At 72.2% G+C, this 15,638-nt stretch carries 12 protein-coding genes; 11 read left to right on the top strand and 1 reads right to left on the bottom strand.

Going from position 1 to position 15,638, the window contains the following annotated elements; translation table 11 throughout:
* Positions 1–51 precede the first annotated feature (51 nt).
* The 8 genes from ABT070_RS08505 to ABT070_RS08540 all read left to right on the top strand — a co-directional run bounded on the left by ABT070_RS08505 (position 52) and on the right by ABT070_RS08540 (position 10,954).
* Positions 52–858 (top strand): HlyD family efflux transporter periplasmic adaptor subunit, encoded by an 807-nt coding sequence (locus ABT070_RS08505; RefSeq protein WP_351756577.1) that lies wholly within the window; start codon positions 52–54, stop codon positions 856–858.
* Entirely contained in the window at positions 855–3,077 is a 2,223-nt protein-coding gene (locus ABT070_RS08510; protein WP_351756580.1) for an NHLP family bacteriocin export ABC transporter peptidase/permease/ATPase subunit, read from the top strand. The genes ABT070_RS08505 and ABT070_RS08510 overlap by 4 nt, the downstream gene beginning before the upstream one ends.
* Position 3,078: 1 nt before the next feature.
* A complete protein-coding gene (locus tag ABT070_RS08515; protein ID WP_351756583.1) occupies positions 3,079–5,922 on the top strand; it encodes an NHLP bacteriocin export ABC transporter permease/ATPase subunit in 2,844 nt (947 codons plus the stop codon).
* Between the two features lie 259 nt (positions 5,923–6,181).
* The gene (locus tag ABT070_RS08520; RefSeq protein ID WP_351756586.1) at positions 6,182–7,684 is read left to right on the top strand and encodes an MFS transporter; all 1,503 of its coding nucleotides are present in this window, start codon (positions 6,182–6,184) and stop codon (positions 7,682–7,684) included.
* Between the two features lie 181 nt (positions 7,685–7,865).
* A complete protein-coding gene (locus tag ABT070_RS08525) occupies positions 7,866–8,879 on the top strand; it encodes a Ppx/GppA family phosphatase (RefSeq protein WP_351756589.1) in 1,014 nt (337 codons plus the stop codon).
* A 205-nt stretch (positions 8,880–9,084) separates the two neighbouring features.
* Positions 9,085–10,101 (top strand): iron-containing redox enzyme family protein, encoded by a 1,017-nt coding sequence (locus ABT070_RS08530; protein WP_351756592.1) that lies wholly within the window; start codon positions 9,085–9,087, stop codon positions 10,099–10,101.
* Between the two features lie 45 nt (positions 10,102–10,146).
* A complete protein-coding gene (locus tag ABT070_RS08535; RefSeq protein WP_451099596.1) occupies positions 10,147–10,776 on the top strand; it encodes a HemK2/MTQ2 family protein methyltransferase in 630 nt (209 codons plus the stop codon).
* The gene (locus tag ABT070_RS08540) at positions 10,757–10,954 is read left to right on the top strand and encodes a CDGSH iron-sulfur domain-containing protein (RefSeq protein WP_351756595.1); all 198 of its coding nucleotides are present in this window, start codon (positions 10,757–10,759) and stop codon (positions 10,952–10,954) included. Before ABT070_RS08535 ends, ABT070_RS08540 begins: the two co-directional genes overlap by 20 nt.
* Before the next feature lie 170 nt (positions 10,955–11,124).
* On the opposite strand, the gene ABT070_RS08545 is transcribed toward ABT070_RS08540, so the two are convergent.
* Positions 11,125–11,559 carry a protease inhibitor gene (locus ABT070_RS08545; RefSeq protein ID WP_351756598.1) on the bottom strand — a complete coding sequence of 145 codons (435 nt, stop codon included), beginning with the start codon at positions 11,557–11,559 and terminating at the stop codon, positions 11,125–11,127.
* A 357-nt stretch (positions 11,560–11,916) separates the two neighbouring features.
* On the opposite strand from ABT070_RS08545, the gene abmR reads away from it, so the two are divergent.
* From abmR to ABT070_RS08560, 3 genes are all read left to right on the top strand, one after another.
* A complete protein-coding gene (abmR, locus tag ABT070_RS08550) occupies positions 11,917–12,555 on the top strand; it encodes an ATP-binding transcription factor AbmR (protein ID WP_351756601.1) in 639 nt (212 codons plus the stop codon).
* A 158-nt stretch (positions 12,556–12,713) separates the two neighbouring features.
* Positions 12,714–14,321, top strand: coding sequence for a purine-cytosine permease family protein (locus ABT070_RS08555; RefSeq protein ID WP_351756604.1), 1,608 nt, complete (start codon positions 12,714–12,716; stop codon positions 14,319–14,321).
* A 91-nt stretch (positions 14,322–14,412) separates the two neighbouring features.
* Complete coding sequence (locus tag ABT070_RS08560; protein ID WP_351756607.1) at positions 14,413–15,582, top strand: lactate 2-monooxygenase; 1,170 nt, start codon at positions 14,413–14,415, stop codon at positions 15,580–15,582.
* Positions 15,583–15,638: the final 56 nt, after the last annotated feature.

Genomic DNA, 15,638 nt, shown 5'->3' on the forward strand with positions numbered 1-15,638 from the left:
GTCACCCGGCTCCGGGACTCGTCGGCGCCCTGAACCTCCCGAGGTAGGCCCGTGCAGTTCCGCCAACAGGCCCTCGCCAAGCTCCAGTCACCGGAGGAACTCGACCTGCCGGTACGTTTCGCGCGCCCTCAGGGCTGGCTGGTGCTGTCCGTGACCGTGGTCGTCATGGCGGCCGCGTCCGTGTGGGCGGTGACCGGTTCGGTCGCCTCCACGGTGAGCGCGCCCGCCGTCCTCACCCACGGCGAGGGCAGCTACATCCTCCAGAGCCCCGCCGCGGGCCAGGTCACCGCGGTCCTCGCGAAGGAGGGCGAGCGGCTGCCCGCCGGCTCGCCCGTGCTGAAGGTGCGTACGGCCGAGGGCGACGCCGTGGTGCGGACGGTCGCCGCGGGCCGGATCACCGCACTCGCCGCCACCATCGGGCAGATCATCTCCACCGGCGCGAACGTCGCCGCCGTGGAGAAGGTCGCCGGCGCCGACGACCCGCTGTACGCCACGGTGTACGTCCCGGCGGAGAACGCCGCCTCCGTCCCGGCGGGCGCGGCCGTCGACCTGACCGTGCAGACCGTGCCCTCGCAGGAGTACGGCGTGCTGCGCGGCCATGTGAAGTCGGTGGACCGTGCGGCCCAGTCGGCGCAGGCGATCGCCGCGTTCCTCGGCGACAGCCAGCTGGGCGGGCAGTTCACCGAGGACGGCCGCCCGGTGGCAGTCCTGGTCCGCCTGGACAGGTCCTCGTCGACGAGGAGCGGCTACCGGTGGTCGTCCGCGGACGGGCCGCCGTTCGCCCTCACCTCCATGACCATGGCCACGGGTTCGATCCGGCTGGCCGACCAGCGTCCCGTCGATTGGCTGCTCCCGTGACCACCACCGAGCAGCCGCGGACCCGCCGGCGTGCCGCGCCGCCCCGGCGCACGGTTCCCAAGAGCCGGACGAAGACCGTGCGTACGCCCACCGTGCTCCAGATGGAGGCCGTGGAGTGCGGGGCGGCCTCGCTCGCCATGGTCCTCGGGCACTACGGCCGGCACATCCCGCTGGAGGAGCTGCGCATCGCGTGCGGCGTCTCCCGCGACGGCTCGCGCGCCAGCAACCTGCTGAAGGCGGCCAGGAGTTACGGCCTGACGGCCAAGGGCATGCAGATGGACCTGGCGGCCCTCGCCGGGGTGAGGTCGCCCGCGATCCTCTTCTGGGAGTTCAACCACTACGTCGTCTACGAGGGCCTGGGGCGCCGCTTCGGCCGCCGGGGCGTGTACATCAACGACCCCGGCAAGGGCCGGCGATTCGTGCCGATCGAGGACTTCGACGGCAGCTTCACCGGTGTCGTGCTGGTGCTGGAACCGGGCGAGGACTTCGAGCGGGGCGGACGCAGACCGGGTGTGCTGGGCGCGATGCCGGCCCGGCTGCGCGGCACCGCGGGCACCCTGCCGGCGGCCGTGCTCGCGAGTCTGCTGCTGGTGGTGGTGGGCGCGGCCGTGCCGGCGCTCAGCCGGACCTACATCGACATGTTCCTGATCGGGCGACAGACCTCGCTGCTGGGCGTGCTGTTCGTCTCGATGGGCACGTGCGTGGCCCTCACGGTGGCCCTGACCTGGCTCCAGCAGGCCAACCTGCACCACGGCCGGATCATCTCCTCGACCCTCTCCAGTGCCCGTTTCCTCCGTCATCTGCTGCGGCTGCCGGTCACCTTCTTCTCCCAGCGCAGCCCGGCCGACCTCGTCCAGCGGCTCCAGTCGAACGACGCGGTCGCCGAGACGCTGGCCCGCGACCTGGCGTCGGCGGGCGTGGACGCGATCGTCGTCGTCCTGTACGCCGTCCTCCTCTACACCTACGACCCGCAGCTGACGTTCGTCGGGATCGGTGTGGCGCTGCTGAACATCGTCGCGATGCGGATCGTCATCCGGCTGCGCGCGACCCGGACGGCGAAGCTGCGGGCGGACAACGCCCGGCTCACCAACACGGCGTACACCGGCCTGCAGTTGATCGAGACGATGAAGGCGACCGGCGGCGAGGACGGGTACTTCCGCAAGTGGGCCGGGCAGCACGCCACCACGCTGGAGGAGCAGCAGCGGCTCGGGGTGCCGAGTGCCTGGCTGGGTGTGGTCGCGCCGACGCTCGCGACGCTCAACAGCGCGCTGATCCTGTGGATCGGCGGCATGCGGGCGATCGAGGGCCATATCTCGGTGGGTCTGCTGGTCGCTTTCCAGGCTCTGGTCACCCGCTTCACCGCCCCGCTGACCCGCCTCAACGGGGTCGCGGGCCGGATCCAGGACTTCGCGGCGGACGTGGCCCGGCTGAAGGACGTGGAGAACTTCCGCGCCGACCCGCTCTACGACCGCCGCGCCGGCGCCGACTCCACACGCCGGCTGCACGGCCATGTCGAGCTGCAGAACATCACCTTCGGCTACAGCCCGCTGGACAAGCCGCTGCTGACGGGCTTCGACCTGACCGTCGGGCCGGGGCAGCAGGTGGCGCTGGTCGGCGGCTCGGGCAGCGGCAAGTCGACGGTGTCCCGGCTGATCTCGGGCCTGTACGCGCCCTGGGAGGGCGTGATCCGCGTCGACGGGCAGCGGCTGGAGGACATTCCGCGCGGGGCGCTCGCCTCCTCGGTGTCCTTCGTCGACCAGGAGGTGTTCCTCTTCGAGGGCTCCGTGCGGGACAACGTGGCGCTGTGGGACCCGTCGATCCCGGACGACGCCGTCGTCGACGCGCTCAGGGACGCGGCACTGCACGACACGGTCGTGCGGCGGCCCGGCGGCATCCACAGCAGGGTCGAGCAGGACGGCCGCAACTTCTCCGGCGGTCAGCGCCAGCGCCTGGAGATCGCGCGGGCGTTGGTCCGCCGGCCCAGCATCCTCGTGCTGGACGAGGTGACCAGCGCCCTGGACGCGGAGACCGAGCAGGTCGTGATGGACAACCTGCGCCGGCGCGGCTGCGCGTGCGTGGTGATCGCCCACCGGCTCAGCACCGTGCGCGACAGCGACGAGATCGTCGTGCTCCAGCACGGCACGGTCGTGGAACGCGGGCGGCACGAGGAACTGGTGGCGCGCGGCGGCTCGTACGCGGCGCTGGTCAGGGAGCGATGAGATGACTGCCGTATCCGAGGGCGACGTCGTTCTCGCCGCGCTGGGGCAGCTGGGCGCGCGGATCGACTGCGCGGGCTTCGGCCGCCTCGACCTGGAGGGGCCGCAGGTGCTGTGGCTGGTCGCGTCGGGCGCGCTGGACCTGTTCGCGGTGGACGCCGAACAGCAGGGCCACTGGCACCATCTGGGCCGGCTGGAGGCGGGCGCCCTGCTGCTCGGTCCGGTCGCCGGGCCCCACCACACGCTCGTCGCACGCCCGTTGCGCGACTGCGTGGTGCACCGCATCGGGCTGCGCGAGCTGTACCAGCCCGCGAACACCCAGACCTGGTCCTACGACGAGTACGGCAACCCGCAGTACGTGCCGCCGACTTCGAGCCCCCTGGAGTACGCACTCGCCCTCGGCGCGGGCCGCGGTCTGTCGATCCTCTTCCAGGCGCCGATGGCCACCGAGCGGGCGGCGGAGGTCCAGGACGACGACGTCTTCTGGATGCAGGTGCCGCCGGGCAGCGTGCAGTACGGGTCGTCGTACGGCGCGGAGGCGGCCGCCGACCTGCTGATGGACCCGGCGGTGTGGCAGAGCATGGTCGACCAGCAGTACCGGCTGCTGACCACGCTGGACCGCTGGATCGAGCAGTTGGAGCACACCCACGAGACCCGCACGGCGGCCGGGATCAAGGCCGGCGAGGCGGTCCGTGCGCAGGCCGACCGGACGCTGCTCGCGTCGATCGGCAAGAGCGGCAGAGGCGACAGGAACGGCAGGAGCACGGACAGGCGCGCGACCGCCGCCGACGCCGACGCGACCTACGCGGCGTGCAGGCTCGTCGCCCGGGCCGCCGGGATCACCCTCGCCGAACCCGCACAGACGGGCGCCGACAGCGACCGGCTGGACCCGGTGGAGCGGGTCGCCCTCGCCTCACGGGTGCGCGCCCGGGCCGTACGCCTGGACGGCCGCTGGTGGCGGGACGACGTGGGCCCGCTGGTCGGGCACCGGGCCCTGTCCGGGGCGCCGGTCGCGCTGCTGTGGCGGCGCGGCGGCTATGTCGCCGTGCACCCCGCGACCGGGCGGGAGACCCCGGTGGAGAGGGCCAACGCGGAGGAGTTCGAGCCGCGGGCGGTCATGTTCTACCGTCCGCTGCCGGAACAGGGCCTCGGCCCCCTCGGGCTGTTGCGGTTCAGCATGCGGGGCACGCGCGGTGATCTGACGAACCTGCTGCTCAGCGGGCTGGTGACGGTGGTGATCGGGGCGCTGGTGCCGATCGCGACCGGCAAGGTGCTCGGCGAGTACGTGCCGAAGGCCCAGGAGGGGCTGATCGTGCAGGTGTGTCTGGCGGTGATGGTCGGCGGCGTGGTGGCGGCGGCGTTCACACTGCTGCAGAACCTGACCATGCTGCGGCTGGAGGGCCGGATCGAGGCGACGCTCCAGCCGGCGGTGTGGGACCGGCTGCTCAGGCTGCCGACGAAGTTCTTCGCCGAGCGTTCGACGGGCGAGCTGGCGAGTGCCGCCATGGGCATCAGCGCGATCCGCCGGCTGCTGGCGGGACTCGGTCCTTCGGTCGCGCAGTCCGTCACCATCGGCGCGATGAACCTGGGGCTGCTGCTCTGGTACAGCGTGCCGATGGCCCTCGCCGCGGTCGGCATGCTGGTCGTCATCGCGTCCGTGTTCCTGGCGCTCGGGCTGTGGCAGGTGCGCTGGCAGCGGCGGCTCGTGGTGCTCTCCAACAAGCTCAACAACCAGGCCTTCCAGACCCTGCGGGGCCTGCCGAAGCTGCGGGTGGCGGCCGCCGAGAACTACGCGTACGCGGCCTGGGCCGCGCAGTTCGCGCGCAGCCGGGAACTCCAGCAGCGCCTCGGCCGGATCAAGAACCTCAACACGGTGCTGGGTTCGGTCTATCTGCCGTTGTGCTCCCTGCTGATGTTCATGCTGCTGGCCGGTCCGGCGCGGGGAGCGCTGTCGGCGGCGGACTTCCTCACCTTCAACACGTCGATGACGATGCTGCTCACCTCGGTGACCTCGTTGACCGGCGCCTTCGTCTCGGCGGTGGCCGCGCTGCCGCTGTTCGAGGAGATCCGGCCGGTGCTGGAGGCGACGCCGGAGGTCCGCACGGCGAACACCCGCCCCGGCCCGCTGACCGGCGCGGTCGAGGCCCGCCGGCTCTCCTTCCGCTACTCCGACGACGGCCCTCTGGTCCTCGACGACGTCTCCTTCGAGGTCCGGCCGGGCGAGTTCGTGGCGATCGTCGGCCCGAGCGGGTGCGGGAAGTCGACTCTTCTCCGGCTGCTCATCGGCTTCGACAAACCGGTCTCGGGCAGCGTGCTGTACGACGGCCAGGATCTGGCGGCCCTCGACCAGTCGGCGGTACGCCGGCAGTGCGGGGTGGTGCTCCAGCACGCCCAGCCGTTCACCGGCTCCCTGCTGGACGTCATCTGCGGCACCGAGGCCTACACGCCGGAGGAGGCGATGGCGGCCGCCGAACTGGCCGGCCTCGCCGAGGACATCAAGCGCATGCCGATGGGACTGCACACGATCGTCTCGGGCAGCGGGTCGGTCTCGGGCGGCCAGCGGCAGCGTCTGATGATCGCCCAGGCGCTGATCCGCAGGCCGCGCATCCTGTTCTTCGACGAGGCGACCAGCGCCCTCGACAACGAGACCCAGCGCACGGTCATCGAGAGCACCCGCAAGCTCAACGCCAGCCGGGTCGTCATCGCGCACCGCCTGTCGACGGTGATGGACGCCGACCGGGTCGTGGTGATGGAGAACGGCAAGGTCGCGCAGCAGGGCCCGCCCGCCCAGCTCCTCGCGGACACCGGCGGACGACTGCACGAACTGGTGCGGCGACAGCTGACCTAGGCCGCGTCCGACCGGACACGGCTCCCGGCTCACAGCTCACGGCTCACGGCTCACGGCTCACGGCTCACGGGGTCCCGTCCCACAGCTCCGCCCCGGTCCGCACCGAGCACGCCGAGCACGCCGAGCACGCCACCGCGCCTGTCCGAGCTCCCTCACTAACGAAACTTTGCCGTTTCGCTGAAACTGGTCTAGCCTCGATGTGTACGAAACCGTTTCGTTTACGTGTTCTTTGCCCTCACGCGTCCTGGAGTGGTTCCCCATGTCCTCGAAGACCTTGACGGACGGCCCCCGCACGGGCGCCGACCAGGGGCCGTCCGCAGCATCCGCCAAGAAGTGGTGGATCCTCGCGGTCGTCGCCCTGGCCCAGCTGATGGTGGTGCTGGACGCCACCATCGTGAACATCGCCCTGCCCTCCGCCCAGGCCGACCTCGGCTTCTCCGACGGCAACCGGCAGTGGATCGTCACCGCGTACGCGCTGGCGTTCGCCTCCCTGCTGCTGCTCGGCGGCCGGATAGCCGACCTCTTCGGCCGTAAGACGGCCTTCCTGATCGGCGTCGTCGGCTTCGCCGCCGTCTCGGCGCTCGGCGGCGCCGCGACCAACTTCGAGATGCTGGTCACCGCCCGCGCGCTCCAGGGCGCTTTCGGCGCACTCCTCGCGCCCGCCGCGCTGTCGCTGCTCAACACCACGTTCACCGACGCCAAGGAGCGCGCCAAGGCGTTCAGCGTCTACGGCGCCATCGCCGGCGCGGGCGGCGCGGTGGGCCTGCTGCTCGGCGGCATCCTGACCGACGCGCTCGACTGGCGCTGGACGCTCTACGTCAACGTGGCCATCGCCGTCGTCGCCTTCGCGGGCGGCTGGCTGCTGCTCTCCAACCACCGCGACGCCCAGAACTCCAAGCTGGACGTGCCGGGTACGGTCCTGGTCGCCGCCGGTCTGTTCTCCCTGGTGTACGGCTTCTCCAACGCGGAGACCCATGACTGGGACTCGCCGCAGACCTGGGGCTTCCTGATCGCGGGCGGGGCCCTGCTCGCGGCCTTCACCTGGTGGCAGACCCGGGCCGCGCACCCGCTGCTGCCCCTGCGCATCCTCCTCGACCGCAACCGGGCGGCCTCGTTCCTGGCCGTGCTGATCTCCGGCGCCGGCATGTTCGGCGTGTTCCTCTTCCTCACGTACTACCTGCAGCTGAACCTGGGCTTCAGCCCGACGAAGACGGGTGTGGCGTTCCTGCCGATGGTCGGAGCGCTCATGGTGGCGGCGCAGATCGGCACCACGGCCCTGGTGCCGCGCCTGGGCCCGAAGGCGGTCATCCCGCTGGGCTTCGCGATCGCCGCGGTGGGCATGGCCTGGCTGACCGGGATCGGCGTCGGCTCCCACTACCTCAGCGCGGTGCTGCCGCAGCTCGTCATCACCGGTATCGGTCTCGGCCTGGTCATGCCGCCCGCCATGCAGATGGCCACCGGCGGAGTCGCCGCCGAGGACGCGGGCGTGGCCTCCGCCACGGTCAACGCCATGCAGCAGGTGGGCGGTTCGATCGGCACGGCCCTGCTGAACACGCTGGCGGCGAGCGCCGCCGCCGACTACCTGGTGGGGAAGAACCCGGCGGACAAGCTGGTCCAGGCGCAGGCCACCATCGAGAGCTACACCACCGCCTTCCTGTGGTCGGCCGGCTTCTTCGCGGCGGGCGCGGTCATCGCCTTCCTGCTCTTCCGCCGCGGGGTTCCGCAGCAGGACGCCGACGCGGCACCGGTGGTCCACATGTGACGGGCCCTCGGCCGGATGAGCCGCAGGGCCACAGAGCCGCGAAGCCACGGAACTGCGGAACCGCGGAACCGCGGAACCGCACCAGGAGAGGGGCCGCCGTCCGCGAGGGACGGCGGCCCCTTCGTGCCGTGTCACCGAGATGCGCGGCACCCGGATGTTTAAGCCTGGGTACTCGCGGTCCATGAGAATCAGCGTGCTGGATGTGGGGTCCAACACCGTGCGCCTGGTGGTGGCGGACGCGGCGGGCGGCGTCCCTCTGCCGGTGCACACGGCCAAATGGCGGTTGCGGCTGGCCGAGCAGGTCGCGCCGGGCGACCCCATCCCGGACGAGGCCGTGGAACGCCTCGTCCGCGCGGTCGCCGCGGCGGCCCGGACCGCGGACCGGTGGGGTGCGGCGGGCCCGCTGGCCTTCGCGACCGCCGTGGTGCGCGCGGCCCCCAACCGGCGCGAGGTGCTGCGCGAGGTCCGCTCCCGGACCGGCGTGGCGCTCTGCACCCTGCCCGGCGAGGTGGAGGCCGAGCTGACGTTCCTCGGGGCCCGCCGCTGGATGGGCTGGCGCTGCGGCCCGCTCGCCCTGCTGGACATCGGCGGCGGTTCCTTCGAAGTGGCCTTCGGCCGGGGCCGGTTGCCGGACTTCGTGGCCTCGCTGCCGCTGGGGGCGGGCCGGCTCACGCACGACTTCTTCGCGGACCACGACCCGCCGCCCGCGGAGGCCCTCCGTGCGGCGCGGCGCAGGATCCGCCACCAGCTCAGGGACGTGGCCGCCCGGGTCCGCTGGGAGGGTCCGCGTACCGCGGTGGCCACCTCCCGCACCTTCCAGCAGCTCGGCCGGCTGTGCGGGGCCGCCCCCGGACGGCACGGCCCCTTCATGGACCGCACCCTGCGCCGCGGCGACCTGCGCGAGGCCATCTCCACCCTGGCCGCGCTGCCCGCCGCCGAGCGCGCCCGGCTGCCCGGCATCTCGGCGCCGCGCGCCGCGCAGAGCCTGGCCGGCGCGGTGATCGGGCACACGGCGATGAAGCTGACCGGGCTGACCTCGGTGACCGTCTGCCCGTGGGCGATCCGCGAGGGCGTCATGCTGCGCCACATGGAGGACGGCCCGGCCTGGTGGGCCGAGGTCACCCGGCTCGTCGACACCGAGGAGGACGCACCCCCGGAGCCGGTACCCCTGCGCCTCGCACAGCACGGCCCCTGACCTGCCCGGACGCCCACCACGACCACGACCACGACCACCTCACGGGCCGGTGGGTGGACATGGTCCGGCCGGGGTCCTCTTCGGTCGGGACGAGTCGCCCGGGCGGTTCGGCGGGACGCCGCTCCCGGCTGTTCGGCGGGGAGCTCCGCTCCGCGTGATCCGTGCCCGGGCGGGTGGCCGGGCACCGGCTGGGTACCCGGCGCCCATGGCACACGACCCCCATGGACCACAGCTGCCGGTCGCCCGTGGCCCAGTGTCCGCGGCCGTCCGCGGCTGTCTGGCGGGCACGGATCCGCTTCCGGCGGCGGAGACGGTCGCCTCCGCGGCCGCGTACGGCGACGACCTCCAGCTGGCCCTGTACCTCTGCTACGAGCTGCACTACCGCGGTTTCGCGGGCGTGGCCCCGGACCGGGAGTGGGATCCCGCCCTGCTGCGGGTGCGGGCCGCGCTGGAGCACCGCTTCCTGACCGCCCTGCGCGAGGACACACCGGTCCACGACTCCGTCGAGGACGCGCTCGCCGAGCTGCTCGTCGAGCCGGTCGAGGGCTCGGGCGTCAGTCATTTCCTCGCGGCCGAGGGCGAGTTGTGGCAGGTGCGCGAGTACGCGGCCCAGCGGTCCCTCTACCACCTGAAGGAGGCGGACCCGCACGCATGGGTGCTGCCCAGGCTGTGGGGCCGGGCCAAGGCGGCGATGGCGGCGGTGGAGTTCGACGAGTGGGGCGGCGGCCGCCCCGACCGCGTCCACGCACAGCTGTTCGCGCACCTGATGACGGACCTGGACCTCGACACCGCCTACGGCCGGTACCTGGACGCCGCGTGCGCCGAGACGCTGGCCACGGTCAACCTGATGTCCCTCTTCGGCCTGCACCGGGCTCTCAGGGGCGCGCTCGTGGGCCACTTCGCGGCGGTCGAGATCACCTCCTCGCCCGGTTCCCGGCGGCTCGCGCAGGCGATGCGCCGGGTGGAGGCCGGGCCCGCCGCCGTGCACTTCTACGACGAACACGTCGAGGCCGACGCGGTGCACGAGCAGGTGGTGCGCCACGACGTCATCGGCGGTCTGCTGGAAGAGGAACCGCACCTGGCCCCCGACATCACCTTCGGCCTCGACGCCACCGGGTATCTCGAGGACCGCCTCGCCGCCCGCCTGCTGAGCGCCTGGCACTCGGGGGAGTCCTCCCTGCGTACCCCCCTCACCGAACCGGAAAAATCCCATATTTCCTGATTGTCGGGGTACTTGGTCGGCGTGAATCCTCTCGCACTTCCGGGCGTGTACGCCCCTCAGGAGGACACCGCCCTGCTGGCCGGGGCCCTGTCCGAAGAACCGTTGCTCCCGGGCGCCGACGTCCTCGACGTGGGGACGGGCAGCGGCGCGCTGGCGCTGGAGGCCGCACGGCGCGGCACGCGGGTCACCGCGGTCGACGTGTCCTGGCGCGCGGTGTACTCCGCCCGCCTCAACGCCTGGCGGGAACGACTGCCGGTGCGCGTGCACCGCGGCAACCTCTTCGCCCCGGTGCACGGCCGGTCCTTCGACCTGATCCTGACCAACCCGCCGTACGTGCCCGCCCCGGCCGGTGGCCGTGCGGGCCGCGGGACGGCCCGGGCCTGGGACGGCGGCGGTGACGGAAGGCTCGTGCTGGACCGGATCTGCCTCGAGGCGCCCCTGCTGCTGCGGCCCGGCGGAGTCCTGCTGATGGTCCACTCCACGCTCAGTGACCCCGCGAACACTCTGACGGTCCTGCGCGCGTCCGGCCTGAAGGCCTCCGTGACGCGTCGCCGCCGCATCCCCTTCGGCCCGGTCCTGCGCGAGCGCAGGGACTGGCTGCGGGAGCGGGGTCTGCTGTCCGCCGACGACGAGAACGAGGAACTGGTGGTCGTCCGTGCCGAACTCCCCTGCTGACAGGCCCTGCCGGATCAGCGTCCAGCGCCGGGGCCCCCTGCTCGTGGAAGGGCCGGTCGAGGTGGAACTGGAGGACGGCAACACCGTCGCCTCCGACCGTTTCCGGGTCGCCCTGTGCACCTGCCGGCGCAGCCGCCGCTATCCCTGGTGCGACACCAGCCACCGGGAGCGGTCCTAGCGGCCTCGCGGCGCGCCCTTCCGTCCGTACATGCACCGGAGACCGGCGGGCAGCCCCACACTGCCCGTCCGGTCTCCGGATACGGAATCGCGCTGCTCCCGTGCCAGGGGCTCGCACTCCCCACCTCGCGAGCCTCTCTCGGCGTCCACGGGGACCACGCGACCCCGGTCTCAGAACGCGAAGAGGCTGCTCCCGGCAGCGTTCTTCACGCACTCGTTGGAGAAGGCGCGCTCGAAGGAGACGCGCTTGCCCTGCCATACGCCGTCGACGGTGACGACCACCGGGTCGTACTGCCTCGTACAGACGGCGTCACCCGGACCCGCCAGGGCGTCGAGGTCGCCGCCGGCGGCGCGCAGTTCGGCGCAGGCGAGGGCGGCCGCGGGATGCGTGCCGGAGGGCGTCGGGGCGCAGTTCAGGGTGACGGCCCGGGCCGCGTTGACGGTGGCGGCGTTCTCTCCGTGGCCCACGGTCAGCACGAGGGCCGACGGGGCGTAGAGGGAGGTCGGCGCTGCGGCCGGGGCGGCGAGCGCGGACCCGGTGAGGGATCCGCAGACGGTGGCGGCCGTGAGGCCGAGGGTCGCTGCCCAGCGCGCGGTGTTCCGCATTGTGTGCATCCTTCCGCTCGATTCGGGGGTGTGCCGGTCCGACTCGATCGGTGTCGAACGCGGCGAGCGCGAGTCTGCCGAGTCCGCCGCCGAATCTCACATCGACCCCATGGGTTTCGGTAACCTTGCGTATTGAATCAGTGGCGAGAAGTAACGGAATTCGAACGTTCCAACGCCGGAAGCAAGCGCTTCATGATCCCTTCGGTCAGCTCGATGACCGGTTTCCATAGCTTCGTTAATCGGCCTGAAACATTCCGATCGCCCGTCCCGCTCGCTGCGCACACCCCTCCCTTCCGCTCTCGGCGGACTTCTTCTCGACCCCTTGTGTTCATCGACCAGCGGAGTAATCGTCATTACATGATTACGACCGAGCAGAAAGAGAAGCTGAGGGGCTGGTTCGCGGGCCGCCTGCCCGACGACCTCTTCGAGGAGCCGGCCGAGGTGACGGTCGACCGCGAGGAGATCACCGTGATCGGCCGCATCCCCGCGCCCCGGCTCACCGAGGACGCCCCGCCCGCCGAGCGGGAGGCGGCGGTCACCGCCCGGATCCAGGAGTTCCGGGAGCGCACCCGGGAGACCCGGATCGCCGTGGCCCGCGACGCCGAGCACCGGTTCCGGCGCAAGGTGTCCTGGGGTGTGGTCTGCGACGGGGAGCGCGCTCTGTTCACCCATGTGGCAGCCCCCGTCATGACCCGGCTGCGGCAGCCCGAACGCCAGGTCCTCGACACCCTGATCGCCGCGGGCGTGGCCCGCAGCCGCAGCGACGCGCTCGCCTGGTGCGTGCGGCTGGTCCAGCGCCACACCGACGACTGGCTCACCGAGCTGCGGGACTCCCTCGAACAGGTCCAGCGGGTGCGGGCCCAGGGTCCGGACACGGACCCCGACGGCGCCGGCTCCAGTTCCAGTTCCGGCGCCGGCTCCGACTCCAGCTCCGGCTCCGGCCCCGACTCCGGAGGGGTGGTGGATTCGTCCACTCCCGACGCGGAAGAAGGATGATTCATCCTCTGGTCGGGGTCTTGCCCCACGCCGTAGGTTCGGCAGACCCCGATCAGTGACGGCATCCGCCCGCGTCGCCCACCCCGCGACGGGACGGCCGTTCACCGTGCCGCGCCACCCCGCGCTCCACCGTCGGCCGCCAGTTGCTGGAGCTCCCCTTGACCCCGCCGTCCCCCGAACCCGCGCCGTCCGCGTCTCCCCCGTCCCTCACCGAGGTCGAGTCCCACGGCGTGGACCGCATCCCGGACGCCGAGCGCACCGCGACCCCCCTCGACCTGTTCCGGCTCGCCTTCGGCGGCGCGAACACCTTCTCCACCTGCGTGCTCGGCGCCTTCCCGATCCTCTTCGGCCTGTCCTTCTGGCAGGGCCTCGCCGCCACCCTTCTCGGGGTCGTCGTGGGCGCGCTGATCCTGTGTCCGATGGCGGTGTTCGGGCCGGTCAACGGCACCAACAACGCGGTCTCCTCCTCCGCGCACCTCGGTGTGCACGGCCGCGTGGTCGGCTCGTTCCTCTCCCTGCTGACGGCGATCGCGTTCTTCTCCATCTCGGTGTGGAGCTCCGGCGACGCCCTGGTCGGCGGCGCGCACCGCCTCTTCGGCCTGCCCCGCGGCGATCTGACGTACAGCCTCGCCTACGCGCTGTTCGCCGGACTGGTGCTCGCGGTCTGCGTCTACGGCTTCCGGTTCATGCTGTTCGTCAACAAGGTCGCAGTCGCCTCGGCCACGGCACTGTTCGTCCTCGGCGCGATCGCCTTCGCCGGCGACTTCGACGCGTCGTACGCGGGTGTCTTCACGGACTCCGCGGACGCGGCCACCGACGCGCTGTTCTGGCCGTCCTTCTTCGGCGCCGCGCTGATCGTGCTGTCCAACCCGGTGTCGTTCGGAGCGTTCCTCGGCGACTGGTCGCGCTACATCCCGGCGGCGACCCCGCGCCGCAGGGTGGTCGGCGCCGCGTTCCTGTCGCAGATCGCGACCCTGCTGCCGTTCGTCTTCGGACTCGCGACGGCGAGCATCATCGCGTCGAAGGCCCCGGAGTACGTCGATCCGGCCGCCCCCGACTTCGTGGGCGGGCTGCTGGCGATCTCACCGACCTGGTTCTTCCTGCCGGTCTGTCTGCTCGCCCTGATCGGCGGGATGTCCACGGGCACCACCTCGCTCTACGGCACCGGCCTGGACTTCTCGTCGGTGTTCCCACGGCTGTCGCGGGTGCGGGCGACCGTGCTGGTCGGTCTGCTGTCGATCGTGTTCATCTTCGTCGGCCGGTTCGGCCTGGACCTCGTCCAGTCCATCTCGACGTTCGCCACGATGATCATCACGTGCACGACGCCGTGGATGGTCGTGATGATGCTGGGCTTCTGGACCCGGCGCGGCTGGTACGACCCCGAGGCCCTTCAGGTCTTCAACCGCCGTCAGCGCGGCGGACGTTACTGGTTCGCGCACGGCTGGAACTGGCGCGGCATGACCGCCTGGTGGGTGTCGGCGCTGCTCGGTGTGCTGTTCACGAACATCCCGGGCCAGTTCGTCGGCCCGCTCGGCGATCTCGCGAACGGCATCGACATCGGTCTGCCGCTGTCCCTGGCCGTCGCCGCCGCGATCTATCTGACGTTGCTGCGGCTGTTCCCCGAACCCCGGGCGGTGTACGGGCCCGAGGGGGCGCGGCTGGCCAGGACCGTGGAGGCGCCGGTGCCGCCGATCACCGGTCCGGGCACGGACGCCGGCGAGTTCGCCGCCGTACCGTCCGGGTCGGCCGTCGACCGAACCGTCTGACCGCCCGGCCACCGTCACCGACCCGCCGGTATGGTCGCCCTGCTACGGCGACGACGATCGACCACGGGACGGCGAGAGGCGGGACGTACGGATGGCGAAGCACTGGGCGGACTTCCAGTACGAGATCTATCTCAACGGCATGACGGGCGCGGTCCCCCGGCTGCCCACCGACCTGACCCGGCTCGAGGAGCTCACCGAGCAGCGCCTCGGGCCCGGGCCGGTCGGGTATGTGGCGGGCAGCGCGGGGAACGGCAGCACGGCGCGGGCGAACCGGGCGGCGCTGGAGCGTCGCCGGATCGTGCCGCGCATGCTGCGGGACGTGCACGAGCGGGATCTGTCGGTCGAGGTGCTGGGCCGTGCCCTGCCCGCGCCGCTCGCTCTCGCGCCGGTCGGGGTGCTGTCGATCATGCATCCGGAGGCCGAGTCCGCGGCGGCCCGGGCGGCGGCGGCACAGGGGGTGCCGTTCATCCTGTCATCGGCGTCCAGCACGCCGATCGAGCAGGTGGCCGAGGCGATGGGGGACGCCGAGCGCTGGTTCCAGCTGTACTGGTCCAAGGACCGCGAGGTGACCCGCAGCTTTCTCCGGCGGGCACGGACGAGCGGGTTCACGGTGCTCGTCGTCACCCTGGACACCCCGCTCCTCGCGTGGCGGCCCCGCGATCTCGACCAGGCCTATCTGCCGTTCCTGCACGGCGTGGGCACCGCCAACTACTTCACCGACCCGGCCTTCCTGGCGGGGTTGGCCAAGCCGGTCCACGAGGACCCGAACGCGGCCGTCCTGCACTTCGTCAGCCTGTTCGCCGACCCCGGAAAGACCTGGCCGGACCTGGCGTTCCTGCGGGAGAACTGGGACGGGCCGATCGTCCTCAAGGGTGTGCTGCACCCCGACGACGCCCGGCTGGCCGCCGACGCGGGGATGGACGGCGTGGTGGTCTCCAACCACGGAGGCCGCCAGGTCGCCGGTTCGGTCGCGGCCGCCGACGCGCTCCCCCGGGTGGCGCGGGCGGTCGGCGACCGGCTGACGGTGCTGTTCGACAGCGGGGTCCGCACCGGCGACGACGTCTTCAAGGCGCTCGCACTCGGCGCGCGGGCGGTACTGCTGGGCCGTCCCTACGCCTATGGCCTCGGCCTGGACGGACAGCCCGGCGTCGAGCACGTGATCCGCTGTCTGCTCGCCGAGTTCGACCTCACCCTGGCGCTGTCCGGCCATGCCGGCCCGGCGACCGTGGGCCCGGCGGACCTCGTCGAGGACGCCGGGTGACGACAGACGGGTGACCGCACGGCCACCGGCCACCGGTCGCCGCCGAGCGGCCGGGC

It is taken from the genome of Streptomyces sp. NPDC002884, from assembly GCF_040295245.1.
In the GTDB taxonomy this organism is placed as follows: Bacteria; Actinomycetota; Actinomycetes; order Streptomycetales; family Streptomycetaceae; genus Streptomyces.